The 20,719-nt window shown below is 73.9% G+C and carries 19 protein-coding genes and 1 pseudogene; 10 read left to right on the forward strand and 10 right to left on the reverse strand.

Annotated features, from left to right (window positions below):
• Window positions 1–357: 357 nt before the first annotated feature.
• On the forward strand, window positions 358–1,551 hold the full coding sequence (locus tag ACIRYZ_RS36205; RefSeq protein WP_402952517.1) for a sensor histidine kinase: 1,194 nt from the start codon (window positions 358–360) through the stop codon (window positions 1,549–1,551).
• 141 nt (window positions 1,552–1,692) lie between these two features.
• Here the strand turns inward: ACIRYZ_RS36205 and ACIRYZ_RS36210 are convergent, their stop codons facing one another.
• Window positions 1,693–3,276 carry a purple acid phosphatase family protein gene (locus ACIRYZ_RS36210; RefSeq protein ID WP_402952519.1) on the reverse strand — a complete coding sequence of 528 codons (1,584 nt, stop codon included), beginning with the start codon at window positions 3,274–3,276 and terminating at the stop codon, window positions 1,693–1,695.
• A gap of 120 nt (window positions 3,277–3,396) precedes the next feature.
• On the opposite strand from ACIRYZ_RS36210, the gene ACIRYZ_RS36215 reads away from it, so the two are divergent.
• A complete protein-coding gene (locus ACIRYZ_RS36215; protein WP_402952521.1) occupies window positions 3,397–4,035 on the forward strand; it encodes a response regulator in 639 nt (212 codons plus the stop codon).
• Window positions 4,036–4,374: 339 nt separating this feature from the next.
• Here the strand turns inward: ACIRYZ_RS36215 and ACIRYZ_RS36220 are convergent, their stop codons facing one another.
• Together ACIRYZ_RS36220 and ACIRYZ_RS36225 are read right to left on the reverse strand one after the other, a co-directional pair.
• Window positions 4,375–6,060, reverse strand: coding sequence for a peptide-N4-asparagine amidase (locus ACIRYZ_RS36220; protein WP_402952522.1), 1,686 nt, complete (start codon window positions 6,058–6,060; stop codon window positions 4,375–4,377).
• Between the two features lie 118 nt (window positions 6,061–6,178).
• The gene (locus ACIRYZ_RS36225; RefSeq protein ID WP_402952524.1) at window positions 6,179–7,081 is read right to left on the reverse strand and encodes a LysR family transcriptional regulator; all 903 of its coding nucleotides are present in this window, start codon (window positions 7,079–7,081) and stop codon (window positions 6,179–6,181) included.
• Between the two features lie 138 nt (window positions 7,082–7,219).
• Here ACIRYZ_RS36225 and ACIRYZ_RS36230 point away from each other — a divergent pair, with 138 nt between their 5' ends.
• Window positions 7,220–8,164 (forward strand): pseudouridine-5'-phosphate glycosidase, encoded by a 945-nt coding sequence (locus ACIRYZ_RS36230; protein WP_402952526.1) that lies wholly within the window; start codon window positions 7,220–7,222, stop codon window positions 8,162–8,164.
• A gap of 3 nt (window positions 8,165–8,167) precedes the next feature.
• Window positions 8,168–9,040, forward strand: a complete 873-nt coding sequence (locus tag ACIRYZ_RS36235; RefSeq protein WP_402952528.1) for a carbohydrate kinase family protein — start codon at window positions 8,168–8,170, stop codon at window positions 9,038–9,040.
• Window positions 9,041–9,088: 48 nt separating this feature from the next.
• On the opposite strand, the gene ACIRYZ_RS36240 is transcribed toward ACIRYZ_RS36235, so the two are convergent.
• The gene (locus tag ACIRYZ_RS36240) at window positions 9,089–10,882 is read right to left on the reverse strand and encodes a helix-hairpin-helix domain-containing protein (RefSeq protein ID WP_402952530.1); all 1,794 of its coding nucleotides are present in this window, start codon (window positions 10,880–10,882) and stop codon (window positions 9,089–9,091) included.
• Between the two features lie 83 nt (window positions 10,883–10,965).
• Window positions 10,966–11,655 (reverse strand): hypothetical protein, encoded by a 690-nt coding sequence (locus tag ACIRYZ_RS36245; RefSeq protein ID WP_402952531.1) that lies wholly within the window; start codon window positions 11,653–11,655, stop codon window positions 10,966–10,968.
• Between the two features lie 258 nt (window positions 11,656–11,913).
• Between ACIRYZ_RS36245 and ACIRYZ_RS36250 the strand changes: the two genes are divergently transcribed.
• On the forward strand, window positions 11,914–12,531 hold the full coding sequence (locus ACIRYZ_RS36250; protein WP_402952533.1) for an ArsR/SmtB family transcription factor: 618 nt from the start codon (window positions 11,914–11,916) through the stop codon (window positions 12,529–12,531).
• A complete protein-coding gene (locus ACIRYZ_RS36255) occupies window positions 12,528–13,868 on the forward strand; it encodes an MFS transporter (RefSeq protein WP_402952535.1) in 1,341 nt (446 codons plus the stop codon). Before ACIRYZ_RS36250 ends, ACIRYZ_RS36255 begins: the two co-directional genes overlap by 4 nt.
• A gap of 30 nt (window positions 13,869–13,898) precedes the next feature.
• Here the strand turns inward: ACIRYZ_RS36255 and ACIRYZ_RS36260 are convergent.
• Together ACIRYZ_RS36260 and ACIRYZ_RS36265 are read right to left on the reverse strand one after the other, a co-directional pair.
• Window positions 13,899–14,039, reverse strand: a pseudogene (locus tag ACIRYZ_RS36260) (DUF6629 family protein); the annotation flags it as partial.
• An 11-nt stretch (window positions 14,040–14,050) separates the two neighbouring features.
• Complete coding sequence (locus tag ACIRYZ_RS36265) at window positions 14,051–15,064, reverse strand: DMT family transporter (protein WP_402952537.1); 1,014 nt, start codon at window positions 15,062–15,064, stop codon at window positions 14,051–14,053.
• Between the two features lie 357 nt (window positions 15,065–15,421).
• On the opposite strand from ACIRYZ_RS36265, the gene ACIRYZ_RS36270 reads away from it, so the two are divergent.
• Window positions 15,422–15,685 carry a dsRBD fold-containing protein gene (locus ACIRYZ_RS36270; RefSeq protein WP_387626036.1) on the forward strand — a complete coding sequence of 88 codons (264 nt, stop codon included), beginning with the start codon at window positions 15,422–15,424 and terminating at the stop codon, window positions 15,683–15,685.
• A gap of 90 nt (window positions 15,686–15,775) precedes the next feature.
• Here the strand turns inward: ACIRYZ_RS36270 and ACIRYZ_RS36275 are convergent, their stop codons facing one another.
• The gene (locus ACIRYZ_RS36275) at window positions 15,776–16,300 is read right to left on the reverse strand and encodes a hypothetical protein (RefSeq protein ID WP_402952539.1); all 525 of its coding nucleotides are present in this window, start codon (window positions 16,298–16,300) and stop codon (window positions 15,776–15,778) included.
• A gap of 413 nt (window positions 16,301–16,713) precedes the next feature.
• On the opposite strand from ACIRYZ_RS36275, the gene ACIRYZ_RS36280 reads away from it, so the two are divergent.
• Entirely contained in the window at window positions 16,714–17,010 is a 297-nt protein-coding gene (locus ACIRYZ_RS36280; protein ID WP_402952541.1) for a barstar family protein, read from the forward strand.
• Between the two features lie 516 nt (window positions 17,011–17,526).
• On the opposite strand, the gene ACIRYZ_RS36285 is transcribed toward ACIRYZ_RS36280, so the two are convergent.
• The gene (locus tag ACIRYZ_RS36285; RefSeq protein ID WP_402952543.1) at window positions 17,527–18,405 is read right to left on the reverse strand and encodes an alpha/beta fold hydrolase; all 879 of its coding nucleotides are present in this window, start codon (window positions 18,403–18,405) and stop codon (window positions 17,527–17,529) included.
• Window positions 18,406–18,546: 141 nt separating this feature from the next.
• Here ACIRYZ_RS36285 and ACIRYZ_RS36290 point away from each other — a divergent pair, with 141 nt between their 5' ends.
• Window positions 18,547–18,984, forward strand: coding sequence for a MarR family winged helix-turn-helix transcriptional regulator (locus ACIRYZ_RS36290; protein WP_402952552.1), 438 nt, complete (start codon window positions 18,547–18,549; stop codon window positions 18,982–18,984).
• A gap of 10 nt (window positions 18,985–18,994) precedes the next feature.
• Here ACIRYZ_RS36290 and ACIRYZ_RS36295 read toward each other — a convergent pair whose 3' ends face one another.
• Complete coding sequence (locus ACIRYZ_RS36295; RefSeq protein ID WP_402952545.1) at window positions 18,995–19,921, reverse strand: AEC family transporter; 927 nt, start codon at window positions 19,919–19,921, stop codon at window positions 18,995–18,997.
• 159 nt (window positions 19,922–20,080) lie between these two features.
• Here ACIRYZ_RS36295 and ACIRYZ_RS36300 point away from each other — a divergent pair, with 159 nt between their 5' ends.
• On the forward strand, window positions 20,081–20,539 hold the full coding sequence (locus ACIRYZ_RS36300; RefSeq protein WP_402952547.1) for an HD domain-containing protein: 459 nt from the start codon (window positions 20,081–20,083) through the stop codon (window positions 20,537–20,539).
• Window positions 20,540–20,719: the final 180 nt, after the last annotated feature.

Genomic DNA, 20,719 nt, shown 5'->3' on the forward strand with positions numbered 1-20,719 from the left:
ACGGGGGGGGGGGGGGGGGGGGGGGGGGGGGGGGGGGGGGGGGGGGGGGGGGGGGGGGGGGGCGCCCCCCCCCCCCCCGGGGCCGGCCCCCCCCCCCCCCCCCCCCACGCTCGGTCGGCCCGGTTGCGGGCGGGCGGTGGTGCAGGGGCATCGGCGCAAGCCTCCAAAGGTGCGGTCGGATACCGATCATGGGCATGAACGGTACCGCCGCGCCCCTGCCGCCCGGCACCGCCGCGTCGGGCGTGCTCCGATTCTGCTCCCGGGCCCTCGACCTCGCCTCCCACCCGGGAGGGGAGTTGTCTCCATCGCGGGGAGGAACCCGCCTCCCCCGGGAGAGTGGCCCGTAGGCTCGGCCGGGTGCGCACCGACTCTCAGCCCCGCCCCGCCCGGTCCCGGCGAGCGCTCGCCGCCCTCGCCGCCGTCGTCCTGCTGGCGCCCGTCGCCCTCGCGCACCCGGGGGAGCGTGGCGCGGCCGTGCTGCTCGCCCTGACGGCGGTGCTCGTGGTGGTGGTGGCGTTGCTGCCCTGGCCGGCCGGGCGGATCACGCTCACCGCTGCGGCGGGAGCCGTGGCCGGCGCCTCCCTGCTGGTCGACCTGCTCTACTCGGGGCCGTACCGGCTGCCCGCGTTCTGGCTGCCCTTCGAATGGCTCGCCCTGCTCGGCGTGGTCTTCCGCGCCGTCCGGCGACTGCCCGACCGTTGGGTCGGACCGGTCGGCGGACTGGTCGGGCTGGCCGCCGTCGTCCTGCCGCTGCGGTTCGCCCTCCGGACACCACAGGGGGGCCCGGCCGGGCCGGTGATCGGCGTGCTGCTCTCCCTGCTGCCGGTGCTCGGAGCGGCCGGGGCGGGCCTCTACCTGCGGATCCTGGACGCCCGCCGGGAGCGCGCCGTCGCTGCGGCCAGGCGTGAGCAGCGGCTAGAGGTGGCGCGCGGCCTCCACGACTTCGTCGCCCACGAGATCACCGGCATCGTGCTGGAGGCCCAGGCCGGCCAACTCCCGGGCCAGGAAGCCGAGGAGACGGCCGCCCTGCTGCGCCGCCTGGAGGAGGCGGGGCTGCGGGCGCTCGACTCGATGGACGACATGGTCGGTGCCCTGCGCGACCCGCAGGGCGACCGGAGCACCGGGGCGCCGACCCGCCGCCTCGGCCTGGCCGACCTCCCGGAGCTGGTCAGCCGCTTCGGGACGACGGGCGGCCTGCGCGCCACCGTCGAGCTGACCCCCGAGGCCTCCGGTCGGCTCGCCGGCGAGGCGGAGGCGACCGTGTACGCCGTCGTCCTGGAGGCCCTCACCAACATCCGGCGACACGCCCCGCAGGCCACCGAGGTGACCGTCCGGGTGGCCCCGGCGGACGACGGGAGCGCCGTCCGGGTGACCGTCACCGACAACGGCGGCCCCGCCGTTCGCAGGCCTCTGCTGCGCCGCCGACCCGGCTCGGGCGGTACCGGCCTGCCCGGCCTCACGGCCCGTGCGGCGGCCCACGGCGGCACCCTGACCTCGGGCCCGGTCACCCCGGCGGGGTGGCAGGTGGTGTGCGTGCTGCCGGGGCGCTAGCGGTGGCCTGTCCGGTGGCATCGGCCGAGCGGGCGCTGCCGACGCCATGCCCGTGCGGGTCGGCGCCGCCCGTGCGGGTCGGCGGCCGTCGTCATGGTCGGCGGCACCGCCCACCGGGCACCCGCACCCCCGCCGGGCGTCTCAGCGCTCGCGGCCGCCGCCCCGGGCGCCGCGCGGGCGGGTGAGGGTGAAGCGGTCGACCGGGACGAGGTCGCCGTAGGGACCGCTGACGGAGTAGTACGTCACGTCGATGGTGGTGTCGCCGCCGTGTTCGCCCGGGTCGACGTCGAAGGAGGCGAAGCCGTACGGGTTGTCGGCGTCGCGGAAGGCGGACCAGGGGGCGTCCTCGATCACGTAGACCGGGGGCCGCTTGCCGGTGGCCTTGTCGACGGGGCCGACGCCGGTGATGACGCGGGCCTTGGCGGGGGTGAAGAAGAGCTTGTTGGAGGGGGCGGAGGTGCCGCCGCCGCCGATGACCATGTGGACGGTGCCCCGGGTGGTGTCGACGGTCTGGGTGTCGGTGGCGGCCGGGATCGGGGTGCGGGTGTCGGTCGGCTGCTGGCCGCGGATCGGGTGGGAGCGCTCGTAGTGGTGCTCGTGGCCGCAGACCACCAGGTCGACGCCGTACTTGTCGAACAGCGGTACCCAGGCCTCGCGGACGCCGAGGTCGGCGCCGTTGAACTTGTCGGCGGTGGAGATGACCACCTGGTGCATGCAGACCACGATCCAGTCGATCCCCGGGTCCGCGTTGGCAGCGATCAACTCCTGCTCCAGCCAGCGCTGCTGGGCGCCACCGGAGTAGCCGTGCACATAGGAGTTGCCGCCGTCCTGGTAGGCGACGTCGTCGTTGTTGAGGCTGATGACGCGGACCGAGCCGGCCGTGAAGGCGTACCAGAGGCCGTGCAGTTCGTCGCCCGAGCCGGCGTCCGGCAGGTCGAAGTAGGCCTGGTAGGCGCCGTAGCCGATCGGGCCGTTGCCGCGCTCGTTCTCGTGGTTGCCGGCGGCGGGCATCCAGGGGCGGTGGCGGGCCGAGCGGGTGTTGTTCTCGAACCAGTCGGACCAGGTGCGGACCCGGTCGGTGGCGAGGTTGGCGTAGCAGAGGTCGCCGTTGACCAGGTGGAACAGCGGGGCGACCCGTTCGACCCCGGCGGTGGTGTCGCCCGCGGCCGGGCTGCCGAGGTTGTCGTTGACGTAGCCGTTGGCGGTCTGCTTGCCGAGGGTGGGGGTGCCCTGGTCGCCGAAGCTGGTGAAGGTGAAGGCGGCCCGGCCGCGCGGGGCGGTGCGGACGGTGCCGAGCTCGGGGGTGGCGCCGTCGTGGACGGCGGCGTAGACGTAGTCCGTGTCCGGGTGCAGGCCGGTGATCCGGGCGTGGTGCACCTGGACCTCGGTGCCGGAGGCGGCGTCCCGGTAGGTGCGGGTCTCGGCCTGCTCGCTGCGGCCGAAGCCGCCGTGCGAAGTCCCGTACATCACCCGGGGGTTGGAGACGGACGTGGTGGTGTGCCAGGAGACCGTGACCTCGCGCGAGGCGTCCGAGCCGAACTGCAGGTGCAGTCCGGCCACGCGCGGGGCGCCGGAGCGGTCCGGCCGCTCCCACAGCAGCGGGGAGGCGACGGCCGGGGTGGGCGCGATGCCGGAGAGGGAGACGGCGCCGCCGAGGCCGAGACCGGTCGCCCCGGCCAGGAGCCCGCGCCTGCTGACGGGGAGACGTCCACGGGATGCGTTCATGGCGGCCAGCCTCACCGGACGGAGGTGAACCGCGCCGGACCGGCAGCGTGAACTTTCCCGCCGGGTGGGCGATGCGGGAGACTGCCCGTTGTGACGAGTGCGAACGGTGAGTGTCCGCGGGTGATCCGCACCCTGATCGCGGACGACCAGGAGGCCGTGCGGCGGAGCGTGCGGCGGATCCTCGATGCGCAGCCGGACATCGAGGTGGTCGGCGAGGCCGCCGACGGGCAGGCCGCGCTGGAGCTGGCGGCCGAACTGCGGCCGGACGTCGCGCTGGTGGACATCCGGATGCCGAGGCTGGACGGGCTGGAGGTGACCCGGCGGCTGTCCGGCTCGGTGCGGGTGGTGGTGCTGACCACCTTCGACCTGGACGAGTACGTCTACCCGGCGCTGCGGCACGGCGCGTCCGGGTTCCTGCTGAAGCGTTCCGGCCCGTCCCTGCTGGCCGAGGCGGTCCGGGCGGCGGCCGACGGGGAGAGTCTGATCAGCCCGTCGGTCACGGTGCGGCTGCTGAAGCACGTGACGGCGCCGCCCCGCCCCGCGCAGCCGGCCCCGGTGGTGCCGCTGACCGAGCGCGAGGTGGAGATCGCCGGTCACGTCGCGGCGGGCCGCACCAACGCCGACATCGCCGCCGAACTGTTCATCTCCCGGGGCACGGTGAAGACCCACGTGGCCAGCATCCAGCGCAAGCTGGGCGTGCCGAACCGGGTGGGGATCGCCGTGTACGCCTGGGAGATGGGGTACCCGGTGCCGCAGTGACCGGGGCGGAACGGGAGCGCGTCCACGGGGCCGAGGGGATGCTCCGTGGACGCGCGGAACCTACGAGGTGGGGGTGGCCTCCGGACATGATGTCCTCCGGCCGGTAGTTCGATCGTCGACCGAGGTAGTGCTCAGCGGCAGACCCTGATCCGTCTCGATCTGTCGCCACTGCCTCCTGCGGTCGAACTTCCTTCAGCTACCTCGCAGGTCCATCTCCCATCATGCGCCTCCTACGGCGCGCGCACCAGGGGTGAACGGCCAGAATTCGGGCAAATTTCGCAAGTCGCGAGGCCTTCGTCGGGCCGAGGCCTTCGTCGGGCATTGCGGGCCGTCGACCCGCTACCAGCCGTCCACGAAGCTGAGCGTCCGGTGGTACGGCCCCTCCGGCCCGGTACTGCGGTAGTCCTCGACGCTGCTGCCGGTCCGCACCGTGCGGTCCCCGTCGTGGCGCTGGGCGGTGGGTCGCAGGGTGTGGTCCACGGTGGAGCGCTCGGTGACGTGGCCGCCGGTCGCCGTGGTGGCCTCGCGGTGGTAGCCGAGGTCCATCGCGGTGCGCTGGTCGGTGTTCCCGGCCGCGTCGTGGGTGACCTTGTAGGTGACGTCCAGCGGCTCGCCCTCGTGCACCGTGGTGGTGCGGTGCGGCCCGCCGCCCCAGGTGGCGGTGGTGCGGGTGAGGTCGGTGCCGTTGTGCAGCGTCACGTCGTTGCCGCTGTGGCGCAGTTGCTGGGCGGAGCTGAAGGCGAGGTCGTCGCGGACCTCGGTGGTGATCAGGCCGTGCGAGGTCTGTACCCAGCCCCGGGCGAGGTCGTGCCGGGCGGCGGTGACGGTCCAGTCGCCGCTGCCGCCGCCGTGGTCGGTGAGCTCGGTGCCCACGGTGGCCTCGGGGGCGACCCGGTAGTCGGTGAGCTGCCCGGAGGTGCGGTCGGTGCCGTGGTCGACCTCCGCGAACAGGTTGACCTGGCCGGTCCAGACGTCGTTGTTCTGCGCCTCGCTCGCGTTGACCGTGATGCCGACGGTGTGCGGGCGCCCGTCCAGCAGCAGGCCGACGTACGGGGTGAGGTCGAGCCGGTAGGCGGGCAGGTCGAAGGCGAAGATGCCCGGGATGGGCCGCCACAGCAGCGGGTCCCAGCCGCCGGTGTAGATCACCGGGTACGGCCAGACCGCGCCGGCCACCCGGCCGTCCACGGTGAGCCGCACCTCGCGGAACGGGCCCTTGCCGCAGGCGCCGATCGACGGGTTGGCGGCGACGAAGGCGTCCGGCGCGGAGGCGTAGGCGAACTCCTCGCAGGCGCCGCCGCCCCGGGCGTAGACCTCGGCGGTCAGGCGCTCCAGGTTCTGCGGGAAGGTGAGCTCGCGCCCGGCGGTCGGGGCGGCCTGGGTGAGCGCGAACGGGCCGGTGGTGAGCAGCTGGTCGGCGCCGCGGGCGGCGGGCCAGCGGTCGTTCGCGGTGTAGAAGGTCAGGCTCGCCGAGATCTTGTAGACGCCGGTGTAGGTGGCGTCGGTGACGTTGGCGAGGTCGAAGGAGAACGGCTGCGGTCCGGCCGTGAACAGCGGGGCGTAGCGGGTGAGGTCGCGCTCGACGTTCCACTGGATGCCGTCCTTGGACGGCTCCGGGGTGGAGGAGAGCAGGACCTGCACGCCGCCGATGCGAACGCTGAAGATCCGGTCGAACTGCCGCCCGGCGACCTGCCCGTGGAGGTCCATGACCACCGCCGACCAGGGCCCGGCGCAGTCGGCGGGCGGGGTGAGGGTGGCGGTGTACGGGGTGTCGGGCGGATTGCCGTACCCGTTGCGGAACTCGCGCTCGTGCATCACCTCGACGGTGCAGGAGCGGGTGTCTGGGCGGGTGAGCGGCTTGGTGGCGGTGACCGGGTCGTGGTAGCCGGTGCCGAAGTCGGCGTGGGCGGGCCCGGCGGCGGTGAGGGTGCCGGCGAGGGTCAGGAGGGTGGCGCCGATTAAGCGGGCGGTGCGGCGCAGCAGAGGGCTTCGGGACTCGGTTCGGCGGAGCGGGGAGTGCAGGGCCACGGTGGATCCCCGGGGTCGGGCGGCCCGTCGGCGTGCGACGGGGCGGGTGGATGATCCGGGCATCCTTCCGGCGGTGGCATGTGAGCGTCAAGGGTGGGTGCCGGAGCTCCCGCGACTCCTACGGTTCCTCCAACTCGGCCGCCTCCTGCCGGATCACGTCGCGCAGCACCGCCAGCGTCGGGCGGCGGTCGTCCGTCCGCCACTGCATCTCCAGCGGCAGGGTGGCCCGGCCCTCCAGTCGTACGGTGGCGACGTCCTCGGTGAGGTGGCCGGTCATCGAGCCGGGCACCAGCGAGAAGGCGCGGTTGCGGGCGAGCAGGTAGAGCCGGGAGCCGACGATCCGCGGCGGGCTGACCAGCACCGGCGGGTCGGTGCCGTGCTCCGCGCACAGGCCGAGCACGTGGTCGTAGTAGCGGGGGTGCTGCTCGCGCGGCCACAACAGCAGTGGGAGGTCGCGCAGTTCGGCCAGGCGCAGGCCGGTCCGTCCGGCCAGCGGGTGGTCCCGGCCGAGGGCGACCCGCACCGGCTCGTCGGCGATCCGCTCCAGCCGGTAGCCGGGCACCTCCGTCAGGAAGCGGCCGAGGCCGATGTCGGCGAGCTCGGTGGCCAGGGTGGTGGACACCTGCCCGGTGTCCACGGCGAGTTCGGCGGTGGTGAGCGCGGGCAGCTCCTGCTCGGCCCGGCTGACCACGGCGGGCAGCAGCCGGTTCACCACGCTCGGGGAGGCGACGATGCGGGCCGTGCCGAGCCGGGACTCCTCGTGCAGCCGCACCCTGATCAGCAGCGCCCCGGCCTGCTCGAGCAGCCGGGCGCTCTCGGTAACCATCACCTCGCCCGCCTCGGTCAGGGCGACGGAGCGGCGGCTGCGGTCGAACAGCTCGACGCCGACGGTCCGCTCCAGCCGGGCGACCTCCTGGCTGACCGTTGGCTGCGAGATGTGCAGCCGCTCGGCGGCCCGGCCGAAGTGCAGCGTCTCGGCGACGGTCAGGAAGACCTCCAGCTGACGCAAGGTGAGACCCATGCCGTTCAGACTAGTACGAACTGATAGGTGATCGCCTATCGGAAGCCCCAGGACTCATTCTGGATTCCGATGCGGAGCGTCCATACGCTGATCGTCGCGTTGCCCCACCGCAGTGGCATCTCACAGGGAGGTCGCATCATGACCGGACTGCCCACCAGCACCCCCGCCATCAAGGTCTCCGAGGAGGTCGCGCAGGCCGTCGCCGACGGCCGTCCCGTGGTCGCCCTGGAGTCGACGATCTTCACCCACGGCCTGCCCCGGCCGCGCAACCTGGCCGTCGCGCTGGAGGCCGAGCGGCAGCTGCGGGAGGCGGGCGTCGTCCCGGCGACCACCGGAGTGCACGCCGGCGTGCCCACCGTCGGCCTGAGCACCGAGCAGATCACCGAACTGGCCGCCGCCGACGGCCTGGACAAGGTCAGCCTGCGCGACCTGCCGGTGGTCGCCGCGCTCGGCCGGCACGGCGGCACCACCGTCGCCGCCACCGCCTTCCTGGCCCACCGCGCGGGCGTCCGGGTCTTCTCCACCGGCGGCCTCGGCGGCGTCCACTTCGGCGCCTCCGAGAGCTTCGACGAGTCGGCCGACATGACCACCCTGGCCGCCACCCCGGTCACCGTGGTCAGCGCCGGCGTGAAGTCCATCCTCGACATCCGGGCCACCCTGGAGCGCTTCGAGACCTTCAACATCCCGGTCATCGGCTACCGCACCACCAAGTACCCCGGCTTCTACGTCACCGACTCCGGGCACGAGATCAACTTCAGCGTCCAGTCACCCGAGGAGGCCGCCAAGGTGATCGACGCCCGCGACCGGCTCGGCCTGCCGCAGGCCGTCCTGATCGCCAACCCGGTCGACCCGGCCAAGCAGCTGCCGCCGGAGGAGCTCGACGGCATCCTGGCCCGTGCCTGGGCCGAGGCCGAGCGCCGGGGCGTCACCGGCAACGCCTCCACCCCGTTCCTGCTCGACTACATCCAGCGCGACACCGGCGGCCGCAGCCTGGAGGTCAACGTCGAGGTCTACCGCGGCAACGTCCGCCTCGGCGGCGAGATCGCCACAGCCCTGGCCGCCGCCGCGTCGACCGGGGCCTGACCCGTGCTCGGGGTGCTCGGCGACCTCGTCGAGGACATCGTGGTCTGGGTCGACGGCCCGCTGCGCCACGGCACCGACTCCAGTGCCCAGGTCTTCCGGCGGCGCGGCGGCAGCGCGGCCAACGTCGCCCGCTTCGCCGCCGGGCAGTACCCGGCGCGCTTCCTCGGCTGCGTCGGCGCGGACCCGGTCGGGGACGGCATCGTCGCCGAACTCGGCGGCCACGGCGTGGACGTACGGGTGCAGCGGCGCGGCCAGACCGGCAGCATCGTGGTGCTCATCGACCAGGACGGCGAGCGCACCATGCTGCCCGACCGCGGCGCCGCCACGCTGCTGGAGCGCGTCCCGCAGGAGTGGCTGGCCGGCCTGACCCACCTGCACGTGCCCGCCTACTCCTTCGACGGCGAACCGGTCGGCGCCACGGCGGTGGACGCGCTCGGCCGGGTCCGGGAGGCGGGCGGCACCACCTCGGTGGACGCCTCCTCGACCGGCATGCTGGAGCAGTTCGGGCGGGAACGGTTCCTGGGCCTGATGGCCGAGTTGGCGCCGACCTTCGTGTTCGCCAACCGGTCCGAGTCGGCCCTCCTCGGTCTGCTGGTGGACGGCCTGCCGGGGCCCGGGCGCGCCCGGCTGGCGGCCACCACGGTGGTCACCAAGTCCGGTGCCGAGGCGACCACCGTCGACGTGCCCGGCGAGGGGCTGTTCACCGTGCCGGTCCCGCCGGTCGCGCGGGTGCGCGACCTCACCGGGGCCGGGGACGCCTTCGCGGCGGGCTTCCTGGCCGGCTTCCTGGACACCGGGGACCTGCGCCTGGCGGCCGGGCTCGGGCACCGCAGCGCGGCCCGGGTGCTGGCCTCGCCGGGGGCGAGCGCGGGGTAGGCGATTCGCCGGGGTGGGGCTGCGGGGTGGGCCGTTGGGTGGGGCCGCCTAGCCGCGCGGTGCGTCCTTGCGGAGGAAGTGCTTCAGCCTCTGCCAGGTCCAGGCGTTGATCACGTCCTCGGCGGTGAGCCAACCGCGCTGAGCCGTACCGATGCCGAAGCGCGGGTAGGCGAGGTGGCCGGTGGCGTGCGCGTCGCTGTCGATCGCGAAGCGCACGCCGTGCCGCCTGGCCCGCAGGATGTCCTCGTCGCGCAGGTCGAGCCGCTGCGGGGAGCTGTTGATCTCGATCGCGGTGCCGGTGCGCGCGGCGGCCGCGAACACCGCGTCGAGGTCGACGTCGATCGGCCCGCGCCGGCCGATCCGGCGGGTGGTGAGGTGGCCGATGATGTGCACGTGGGGGTTCTCGCAGGCGCGGATCAGCCGGCGGGTCTGGGCGGCGCGGTCGAGGGCGAAGTGTGAGTGGACGGAGGCCACACAGACGTCGAAGCCGGCCAGGAACTCGGCCGGCCAGTCCACCCCGCCGTCCGGGCCGATGTTCAGCTCGGTGCCGTGCAGAAGACGCAACTTCTTGTGCCGGTCGGCGAGTTGGCGAAGCTGCTCGCGCTGGGCGAGCATCTTCTCGTCGGTCATCCGCTGCATCACCAGGTCCGGCGCGTGGTCGGTGACGGCGTAGTAGGAGTAGCCGCGCGCGGCCGCCGTGTCGATCATCTCGGTGAGGGTGGCCAGGCCGTCGGTGAGGTCGGTGTGGGTGTGCAGGTCGCCGCGCAGGTCCGACTCCTGGACGAGATCCGGGAGTTCACCGTTCAGCGCGGCCTCGATCTCGCCCCGGTCCTCGCGCAGCGTCGGTGGGATCCAGGGCAGGCCGAGCGCGGCGTACACCTCGTCCTCGGTCTCCGAGACGACCTTGGCGCCGTCCGCCTTGGCGCCTTTCCCGGCCCCGCCGTCCTTCCGGGTCCCGCCGTCCTTCCCGGCTCCGCCGTCGACTTCGAACAGCCCGTACTCGGAGAGCTTCAGCCCCGCCCGCACCGCCATCGTGCGCAGCTTGATGTTGTGCGCCTTCGACCCGGTGAAGTAGACCAGCGCCGCGCCCCAGTCCTCCTCCGGGACGACCCGCAGGTCCACCTGGATGCCCTGGGTGGTGCGGACCGAGGTCTTGGTCGGCCCGCTCCCGACCACCTCGGCCACGTACGGGAGTTCGGTGAGCGCGGCCATCAGCGGGGCGGAGTCGGCGGCGGTCGCCAGCACGTCGATGTCGCCCACCGTCTCGCGCATCCGGCGCAGCGAACCCGCGTACGCGCAGCGGGTGCAGCCGGGGACGGCCGAGAGTGCCTCGACCAGCTGGTCGGCCAGCTCGGTGGCGGTGTCGAGCAGGGTGCGGCCGCCGGACTGCCGCATCAGCTCGATGCCGTGCAGGATCTTCTCGCCGCTGCGCTCGCCGAAGCCGGCCAGGTCGGACAGCTTGTCGGCACGGATCGCCTCGGCGAGTTCCTCGACGGAGGCGATGCCGAGGTCGCGGTAGAGGGAGAGGGCGCGCTTGGGGCCGACGCTGGGGACGGCCATCATCTCCCGCACGCCGGACGGGATCTCGGCGCGCAGGGTCTCCAGCGCGGCGATCTTTCCGGTGGCGAGGTACTCGGCGACCTTCTCGGCGGTGGACCTGCCGACGCCGGGGATCTGCTGGAGCCCTTTGACGTCCAACTCGGCCAGGTCCTCGGGGTGGCCGCCGACCGCGCGGGCGGCCTTCTCATAGGCGCGGGCCCGGAAGGCGTCCCCGCCGGTGATGTTGATCAGGTCGGCGTACTCCTGGAGCAGCTCCCTGACCTGGTCGTTGAGCCGGGGCATGGGGCAAGTCTAGGTTCGGCGGCCCCGGCTCGCCGGGTGGTCGGCCGATGCCCCCGGGTGGCCGGCCGGCGTCCGCCGAGCGGTCAGTCGTACGCGACCGCCAGCAGCAGGACCACGGTGAGGCCGCCGCCGGGGGTGGGCTCGACCGCGAGCCGGCCGCCCGCCGCCAGCACCAGGCTGTGCAGTGCCGGGCCGACCGGTCCGGTGGCGCGCGCGCCCGTCGGCAGCCATTCGCGGGCCTCGGGCGGCTCGTACGAACCGCGGTCGGAGATCCGTATCTCCACTCGCTCCCGCCTGCGCGCCGCGCCGCCCCGCCCGGTCGCGGCCCGGGGCGCCGCCGGGCGGGTGGGGGTGATCTCCGCGCGGACCAGCACCCGGTCGCCCAGCGGGCTGCGCCGGATCGCGTGGTCGACCAGCCCGGCTATCGCGGCCTCCATCCGCCGGGCGTCCCCGGCCACGACCGGCAGCCCGGGTGCCATCCGGACCGTGACCGCCGCGGCCCGGCCGCCGCCGCGCACCACCCGGTGCACCACCTCGGCGACCTGGACGTGCCGCGCCTGCGGCTCGCACCCGGCCTGCCGGCCGGTCCACCTCAGCCGGTCCAGCTCGGTGCGGGACAGTGTCCGGGGCGAGGCCACCGCGACCGGCGGGACCGGGCCGAGGACTTCCGGCGCGCCCTTGCCGACCCTGCGATCACTGCGGCGCGCGCCGCCGAGTGCGCCGAGCGCCCGGGCCCCCGAAGCCACGTAGCACCAGAGTTTCCCGCGTGCCATCGCCTTGCCCCTCGTGCCTGACCGGTGGCCGTCATCGGTTCCGCGGCCGACCGGGGCGGACCGCTTTCCGGGCCCTGCTGCCAGGGTGCGCCTCCGCCGTCCGGGTGACAATCCGGCTCCGGGGCGCGAAGCGGTCACCGGCCCCCGCCGAGCGGCAGGCCGGGCACCCGCCGACCGGCGGGGCCGTCCGTCCACCGCAAAGAACTCTTCGCAAAAAAGCCTTTGCAAACATCTCTTTGCGGTCCTATGCTCCTGGCCATGACCGAAGACCGCGGCTGGAAGCACAGCGACGACCCGCACATCGCCATCACCGCCAAGGGCATGCGGGCGATGGCGCACCCCGTGCGCATGCAGCTGGTCGGGCTGCTGCGCAAGCACGGCCCGTCCACGGCGACGAGGCTTGCCGCGCAGCTGGGGCTCAACTCCGGGGCCACCAGCTACCACCTGCGCCAACTCGCCGCCGCAGGCTTCGTCGAGGAGGACCCGGAGCGCGGCAATGCCCGTGAGCGCTGGTGGCGTTCGGCCCACCAGCTCACCGTCTGGACGGGGGACGACATGGCCGACGAGGAGCCCGAGACGGCCGTCGGCTTCCTGCGGTCCGTCCTGGCCGCGCACGCCCTGACCGGCCAGCGCACGCTGGACGCCTTCGAGACCATGCCGCGCGAGTGGCGCCGGGTGACAGAGCTCAGCGACCTGGTCCTGCAGCTCACGCCCGCCGAGGCCGAGCAGCTGACCGGCGAGCTGTCCGATGTGATCGGGCGCTACCGCCGGATCGGCGCGGGCGGGCCGGTCCCGGAGGGCAGCGAGCAGGTCTCCGTGATCGTCCACGTCCTGCCGGACCCGAGCACCACCGCAACCGAGGGGGAAGCCGTATGACCACGACCGTCGTTGACCCGCCCGCGCGCAGCTTCCGGCCGCTGGCCGGGGTGCTGACGGCCATGGCCGTCTCCACGACCGGGACACGGGTCTCGGCCATCGCCCTGCCCTGGTTCGTCCTGGCCACCACCGGCAGCGCCACCACGACCGGCCTGGTCGCCTTCGCCGAGATGACGCCGTACGTGCTGGTCAAGGCGCTGACCGGGCCGCTGGTCGACCGGCTCGGGCCGCGGGTGGTGTCCTGGACGACGGACGCGGTGAGCGCCGTCGCGGCCGGGCTGGTCCCGCTGCTGCACGCACACGGGCTGCTGCCGTTCTGGCTGCTGCTCGCGATGGTCGCGGTGATCGGCGCGATGCGCGGCCCGGGAGACCTGGCCAAGTCGGTCATGGTCCCGGAGGCGGCCGACCAGGCCTGGGTGCCGATGGAGCGCGCCACCGGGCTGTCGGGCGTCACCGAGCGGCTGGCCTCCACGATCGGTCCGGCGGTCGGCGGCGGGCTGGTCGCACTGATGGGCCCGCTGGCCGGGCTGGCGGTCAACGCGGCCACCTTCGCACTCGGGTCACTGGTCATCGCGGTCGCGCTGCCGCGCGGAATGGGGCGCCCGGCGGTGCCTGGTGCGGCCGCTTCGTCGTCCGGGTCGTCGTCAGGGTCGGAGGGGGAGGGGGAGCAGGGCGGCTATTGGCTGATGTTCCGCGAGGGGTTCGCCTTCCTGCGGTCCGAGCCGCTGCTGCTCGCCGTGATCGTGATGGTCGGCATCACCAACCTGCTCGACGCGGGCTTCACGACCGTCCTCGTCCCGGTCTGGGCGCGGGAATCCGGCAACGGTCCGGCCGCCATCGGTCTGACCGCCGGTGTCATGGGCGCCACGGCAGTCGTCGGCAGCCTGATCGCGGCGGCCGTCGCCTCGCGCCTGCCCCGGCGGACGGTCTTCTTCGCCGGCTTCCTGCTGTGCGGTGCGCCCCGCTTCCTGGTGCTCGCCCTCGGTGCGCCGATGTGGGTGGTGGTCACGGTGTTCGCGGTCGGAGGTTTCGGCTCCGGCTTCCTCAATCCGATCCTCGGCGCCGTTCTCTTCGAACGGGTGCCCCGCCACCTCCTCGGCCGCGTCCACGCCCTCGGCGACTCCCTCGCCTGGGCGGGCATCCCCCTGGGAGGCCTCCTCGCCGGTGGCGCGGTCGCCCTGGTCGGTCTGATACCCAGCCTGCTCACGGCCGGGCTCCTGTATTTCGCCACCACGACGCTGACCGCGCTGCGGCCGGAGTGGCGGGAGATGGACCGTCTGCGGGGGCACACGAGCACCGCGGTCGTCGAGCAGGAGGCGGAGCCGGCACGCGCGTAGGTCATCGACCATCCAGGGCGGGCGACCTGCCCAGCGGAGAAGCAGGAGGCTGACCAGGGCTGCGAGGGCGCACCAGGTGGAGACGAGGGCGAGACGCCAGAGCAGGGCGCAGAACCTGGCGCCCGCGACCGGCCCGCCGGCCACGGCGTTCGCCTGCGCGCTCCAGCACATCGGCCGGCCGCCTACTCGCCCCTCCCGTCCCTGTCCTTGTCGTCCCTGCCCTTCGAGTCCTCGTCCTGTTCGTCGTTCTCTCCGGGTTCGTCCCTGTCCCCGGATTGGTCCTGGCCGCCGGGTTTGTCCCAGGGAGCGTTCTCCGGTGGCGCTCCGATGCTCTCCAGGGTTTCCCGGACGGTGCCGGGCATCGCCGGGTGCCGCCCGATCACGATCACCCCGATCACGATGGCCAGCAGTCCGATCGCCTCCCAGGCCAGCGCGCCCGGGGTGACTCGCAGCCGGTCGCCCAGGAAGCCGACCGCGCAGGCGATCCCGGCCAGCGGCTGGGCGGCGGTCAGCGCGGGCAGGGACATTCGCAGCGGGGCGGCCTCGAAGGCGCTCTGTACCAGCAGCAGCCCGACCACGCCCGCCACCACCACCGCGTACGGCTGCCAGGTGCGCAGCACCGCCATCAGCCCGTCGTGGTCCAGGCGCTGGGTGGTGGTGCGGGTGAGCGCGTCCTGCAGGCCGTAGAGCAGCCCGGCGGCGAGCGCCAGCAGCGTGGCCTCCTCGAACAGCGGCAGCCGCCGGGCGAGCGAGACCAGCAGCAGGGTCAGCCCGACCACCGTGCCGACCACCAGCCAGTGCCGCAGCTCCCCGACGGATGGTCCGCCCCCGGTGGGCCGCCCGGCCACGATGAACGCCGTCACCCCGAGGCCGAGCAGCAGCACCCCGGCCCAGCCGGAACGGCCCAGCGTCTGACGGGTCAGCACCCGGGAGAGTGCCATGGCGAAGAGCAGGTTGGTCGCCAGCAGTGGCTCGACCAGTGACACCTGGCCCTGGTTGAGCGCGAGCGCGGAGAGCAGCAGCCCGCTGACCATGAACCCGGTGCCGAGCAGCCACTCCGGCATCCGCATCAGGTCCAGCAGCAGCCGCCAGCGCAGCATGTCGGCACGAGGGGCCCGCTGCGCCGCGTGCTGCTGGAGGACGAAGCCGAGCCCCAGACAGCAGGCCGCGCCGAGAGCGAGGAGGAAGACCGCCACGGAGGGACCACCAGGTTGTCGCTGCCCCGCGCCGCGCCGGCGGGTCCGGGGTGGGGTCGGCGGTCGCGGCGCGCTTCCGTCAGCCTACCGCCGGGGCGGTGGCCAGGCCGATCAGACGCGGGACGGCCCGCCGATCGGACGCGGGAACACCCGTCGATCAGACGCGGGACGGCCCGCCGATCGGGCGTCCGGAGGCAGCGCGGTTCGGGTGTCGGCGGCACGGCGGCCGTGTGCCACCCGGCCGCGCTTGCCGCTTCGGGTGAGGCAGGCGCACGCTGGTGTGAGCGGCCGCCACGGGCCCACCGCCCGTGCCGGTCCGATACAGGCGCGACGGGGGCAGGCGCCAGGAGGTGTGGCATGCACAACCAGTGGGACGTGGAGCTGAGCTTCGAAGAGGACGGCGTGCACACGACGTGCGACGCCAGGCTGGTGGGCGCGAGGGCGCCGGGCCTGAACGCCCACGGCGAGGCCGAGAAGAGCGCGGAGGACCGTCCGCTCGCCAGGATCGGCGAGGAGGTCGCGGCCTCCCGTGCCCTGGAGGAACTGTCCCGCAAGCTGCGGGCCCAGGCCACCGGGGAGATCGAGGACGAAGGGCACCGCCCGGGCTACCTGATCTACTGACCCCGGCGGCTTTCCGAACGCCCAGGCCTTTCGAGCAGGAAGGGGCGGCCGCGTCGGCACGGTCGCCCCGACTTTCCCGTGCGCTCCGGCTCAGCTCCAGGGGTTGGCCGGCTGGTCGTTGATGGCCGTCCAGAAGCGGGTGTCGGCCGGGAGGGTGCCGGTGGCCCAGAGCGACCACCCCTCACCGTCGTGGAACTCGGCCATCCGCCAGTCGCCGCCGAAGGAGTCCGCGCACAGCTCGTCGGCGGCCTCGCGGCTCGTCAGCTCGGAGCCCGCCGTCGGCGCGGTCGCCGCCACCTCGCCGCCCGCCCAGCTGTGGAAGCCGGTGGTCGGGATCCCGTCCGGGGCGGGTCGGTCGTCCACCAGGATGCAGAGCACCGGCAGTTCGGTCTCGGGGTCGGTGTCGCCGAGGTAGGGGTTGCTGAGGCCGTCGGTCCCGACGTGCACCGAGCTGCCGCGCTGCTCCAGGGCGGTCCAGGTCAGCCCCAGGTGCTCGCCCGGCGAGGCGGCGACGGCCGGGGCCGACGCGACGGCGGACGCGCTGTTCGGAGGGACGGCCAGGGCGGCGAGCGCGAACACCGCAGCGGGGGCGAGGCGTCGGACGAACACGGGCATGGCTGCTCCAGGGAAGGGGGAGGCGAGTGGGGCGGCTGCGGGGCCGTAGTCTGCCAGCGCCAAGTGCCATGTGGACCAGAAGACTTGATGGTTGCGTCGGTTTCCGGCCGCCGCCCGCTCGCTTGGTCCGTGGACTACCGGACCGGCGCCGCGTCCCCATCGCCCAGCGTCCACACCAACTTCAACACCGGACCCGCAAACACCACCGCCGGCGCCATCGGATGGGCAGCCGCCACCTGTGATCCACCGCGCGCCGTGGCCTCGGCCATCCGACCACCCTACGGGGGGTGAACGCACCCGACACCGCGACACCTGGCCGGTGGCCGCGGACTCCCCTCGTGGCCTGACGGGCGATCGGCCCGGGCTCCGGTTTCCGTGGTCGGCCGAGTGGTGGGGCTGGGTAGTCTGCCGCGATGACGGACAGCGAACTGATCGTGGACCTGCGCGGTCGACCGATCGAGACACTCGACGACTTCTGGGGCGCGGTGAGCGAGCCCTGCGGGCTGCCAACGTGGTTCGGCCGGAACCTGGACGCCTGGTCGGACACGATCGAGACCCGCGGCATCTCCGAAGTGATCGACAGCCACGACATCCTGACCGTGCACGTCGTCCAGCGGGGACTCTTCACGGGGAACCGGCCGGAGGCGCAGGTCCTGGCCGAGATCTTCGACGGGGCGCGGAACCGGCTCGTCGTCCACCCGTTGGCCTGACCGAGCCGCGCGGCGTCTCAGGCCTGGCGGCGACGGGTTTGACGCCCTGATTCCGGAGCGGACGGAGGCCCCTTCCCCGTGGCCGATTCGATGGGCCACCGAATGAACGGGCATGGGCGCGAGTCAGTCGATCGGCCGACGGCCGAAGATCCCCCCCGCGCGGGAAGTCGGACCCGCCGACTTCCCGTGCGGGCTTCGAGGTGGGGCGCGGCAATCCGTGGTCCGCTCGCGAGCATTGGCGGGCCCGACGAGGCGCAGTGGTCGGAGCCCGTCGCTTCGTGGGGCCGAATCCGGTGCAAGCCTGCCGAGCCCGAGCTCCGGCGTGGTTCCGCGGCGGGGGCCGTGGGTTGAGTCCGGAGAGGGCGGGAGCGTCGGGTGGGGGGCGTAGCGGCGTCCGGGGTCGGGCGTGGTTGTGAGGGCGACGCGTGGGGGCCGCGCGCGCCGAGGTCGGATGTGCCACAACGGCGTCGACTCGGGGCGTCTGCTCGGCTCGTCGTGATGCTGCGCCGGGCCGGGTCAAGGGCGGGTGGGGGTGAGGAAGTCCAGGACGCGGTGGTTGACCTCGGGAGCGGCGGAGGTGGGGAGGGTGTGGTGGGAGGTGTTCGGGATGGTGGCGATGGTGGCGTGGGGGACGGCTCGGCGGGTGGCTTCGGCGGTGCGGTGGGGGTCGTGGGGGCGGGAGTTGGCGGCGTACAGGGTGAGGAGGGGGGTGGTGAGGGTGCGGAGGCGGGCGGGGGTGGGCCGGGGGCCGGTGATGACGGGGGAGGCTGGGAAGTCGGCGTAGCCGAGGGCGTAGAGCTCGCGCCAGGCGGGGTCGAGGCCGTGGCCGCCGGATTCCCAGTCGAGGTAGGAGCGGGCGCGGGCCGGGGAGCGGCGGGGGAGGAAGAGGGGGAGGACGCGGAGGAGGTAGCCGGGGCGGAAGCCGGTGAAGCACTGGGTGGGGTCGAGGAGTGCGAGGCGACCGACGCGGGTGGGGGCGTGCAGGGCGTATTCGAGGGCGATCCAGGCGCCGTAGGAGTGGCCGCAGAAGTCGGCTTCGGGGACGCCGAGTTGGTCGAGTACGGTGTCCAGCCAGTCGAGCAGGCCGGGGGCGTCATTGAGTGGCGGGCCGTCGTGGACGCTGCGGCCCGGGTCGCCGATGAGGTCGACGGCGAGGACGCGGTGGCCGGCCTCGGCCCAGGCGCCGGCGTTGGCGAACCACGTGGTGGAGGTGGCACCGCCGCCGTGGAGGAGGACGAGGGGGCGGCCGTCGGCGGGGCCGCAGGCGTTGATCCGGGTGGTGCCGTGCGGGGTGCGGACGGTGAGGGGTTCGACCGGGACGGGCCAGCGGGCGAGCAGCGCGTCGTAGGCGGCGAGGAAGGGAGCGGTGACGGAGCGGGCGGTGCGGGTGGACATGATGGGCCTCCGCGATGTGGTGTGATCGGCGACCGGATCACATAGTGAATCGCTCGTTGAGCAAGTATCTCGCTGAGCGAGAGAATAATGGCATGCGAGTGCCCGAGGAAGGACGAGAGGGTGTCCGAGGCTGAGGAGTCGATGCGGCTGGTCCACCTGCTGCGCGGTCTGACGGTCGAACTCGACCTGTTCGGGGCGGAGTTCGCGGCTCGCAACGGTCTGCATCCGACCGACCTGCGGGCGCTGATCCACCTGCTGGACGCCGCCCGGGCCGGGGAGGTGGTCACTCCGGGTCGGCTCGGGGAGGCGCTGCGGCTGAACTCGGCCGGGACCACCGGTCTGGTGGACCGGCTGGTGCGGCTCGGGCTGATCCGCCGTGAGCGCGACCCGCAGGACCGGCGGAAGGTCCGGCTGGTGGTGGAGGAGCGGGCGATGGAGCTGGGGCAGGGCTTCTTCGGCGGGTTGATCGGCGATCTGGTCGCGGCGATGGGCCGGTTCGACCCGGCGGAGCTGACGACGGCCCGGCGCTTCCTGGAGGCGATGACGGCCGTGGTGGCCGCCGCCCGGGTGGAGGGGTGACGGAGGAGCGCTACGCGGGCCCGAGGGTCCAGCTGATCACGGACAGGGTCGCCATCGACACCAGCGTCGACCAGAGCACCGTGTCCCGGGCGAGGCCGCTGCTCTGCCCGTACTCGCGGGCGTAGGTGTAGACGTTCTGCGCCGTCGGCAGGGCGGAGAAGAGCACCACGGTGAGCAGTTGGTGCGGAGGAAGGTGGAGCAGCGGCCCGGCGACGGCGAGGGCGACGAGCGGCTGGACCAGGGTCTTGACCGCGACGGTCAGCCCGACCTCGGCGCGGCGTGAACGGCCGTCGGCGGGCGGGCGGTTGTGCAGGGACATGCCGAGGGCGATCAGGGCGGTCGGCACGCCGGCGCCGCCGAGCAGTTCGCAGGAACGGTTCAGCTCGGCGGGCAGGTGCAGCCCGGCCGCGGAGACGACGGCGCCGAGCGCGGTGGCGAGCAGGATCGGGTTGCGCAGCGGCAGGGTGAGCAGGGCCCGGCGGCCGGCCGCGCCGCTGTCCAGGACGGCGAGGACGGCGGGGGTGACCAGCAGGATCTGGAACAGCACCACCGGCGCGACGAAGGAGGCGTCACCGAGGACCTGCATGGTCACGGGTATGCCGAGGTTGGCGGAGTTGACGTATCCGGAGGCCATCGCGCCGATGGCGAGTTCGCCGGGCTTGCGCCGGAAGAGCAGGTGCCCGGCGAGCAGCCCGAGGCCGGTCGCGACGGCGGTGCCGGCCGCGAAGGCGAGCATCGAGGGATTGGCGAACCGGTCGAGCGGGGTGCGGGCGATCATCAGGAAGAGCGCGGCCGGCATCGCGACGTGGAAGACGAAACGGTTCAGCACCACCTCGGCCTGCGGCCCGAGCAGTCCGGTGCGGCCGACGAGGTAGCCGATCCCGGTGAGCACCCAGATCGGGGCGAAGCCGGACAGCAGCGGATGCAGGGATGGCATGGTTCCTCGGATCGCTCGGACGGGTCTGCCGGGTTCGGCGGGGATCGCCCGCCCGCGGGAGGGCGTCAGCCCCCGGGGCGGTGGCCCTGGGCGCCGTGGAGCCCCGGGGCAGTAAACCAGCAGGCGCCGACTCGAAGATCACGGGCCTACGATGAGCCGATGGAGCAGCAGTACCTGAGCCTGTCCGAGGTCGAGGCCATCGCGCGCCGCGCCCACCGGGGACAGGTGGACAAGAACGGGCACCCGTACAGCGAGCACATCGCGGCGGTCGCCGCCGGGACGGAGGCACGCGGCGGGAGCGAGGCGCAGATCGCGGCGGGCTGGCTGCACGACACCGTCGAGGACGACCGGCTGAGCCGGGAGTGGCTGGCGGCGGCCGCACTGCCGGAGACGACCAAGGCGATCGTGGACGCGCTCACCCGCCGCCCGGACGAGCCGGTCGAGGAGTACACCGCGCGCATCCTGGCCACGCCCGGCGCGCTGCTGGTCAAGCGGGCCGATCTGGCGCACAACTCCGACCCGGCCCGGCTGGCCTCGCTGGACCGGGCGACCGCCGAGCGGCTGGCCGCCAAGTACGCGCGGATGCGGGAGTTGCTCGGGCTCGCCGGGGAGCTGTGAACCGGGTAACCGGGAACCGGGGAGCTGCGAAGGAACTGAGGAGCTGTGAATCGGGGAGCCGTGTGAGCGGCAGGGAAACCAGGACAGGGCCCGGGCCACGCGGATCGCGCGGGCCCGGGCCCTGTCGGGTCACCCCGGTGGTCCCTGTCCGACCCCCGGGGTGAGGGGGGAGTGGTCAGG

This window comes from Kitasatospora sp. NPDC101155 (assembly GCF_044768305.1).
Classification (GTDB): Bacteria; Actinomycetota; Actinomycetes; order Streptomycetales; family Streptomycetaceae; genus Kitasatospora.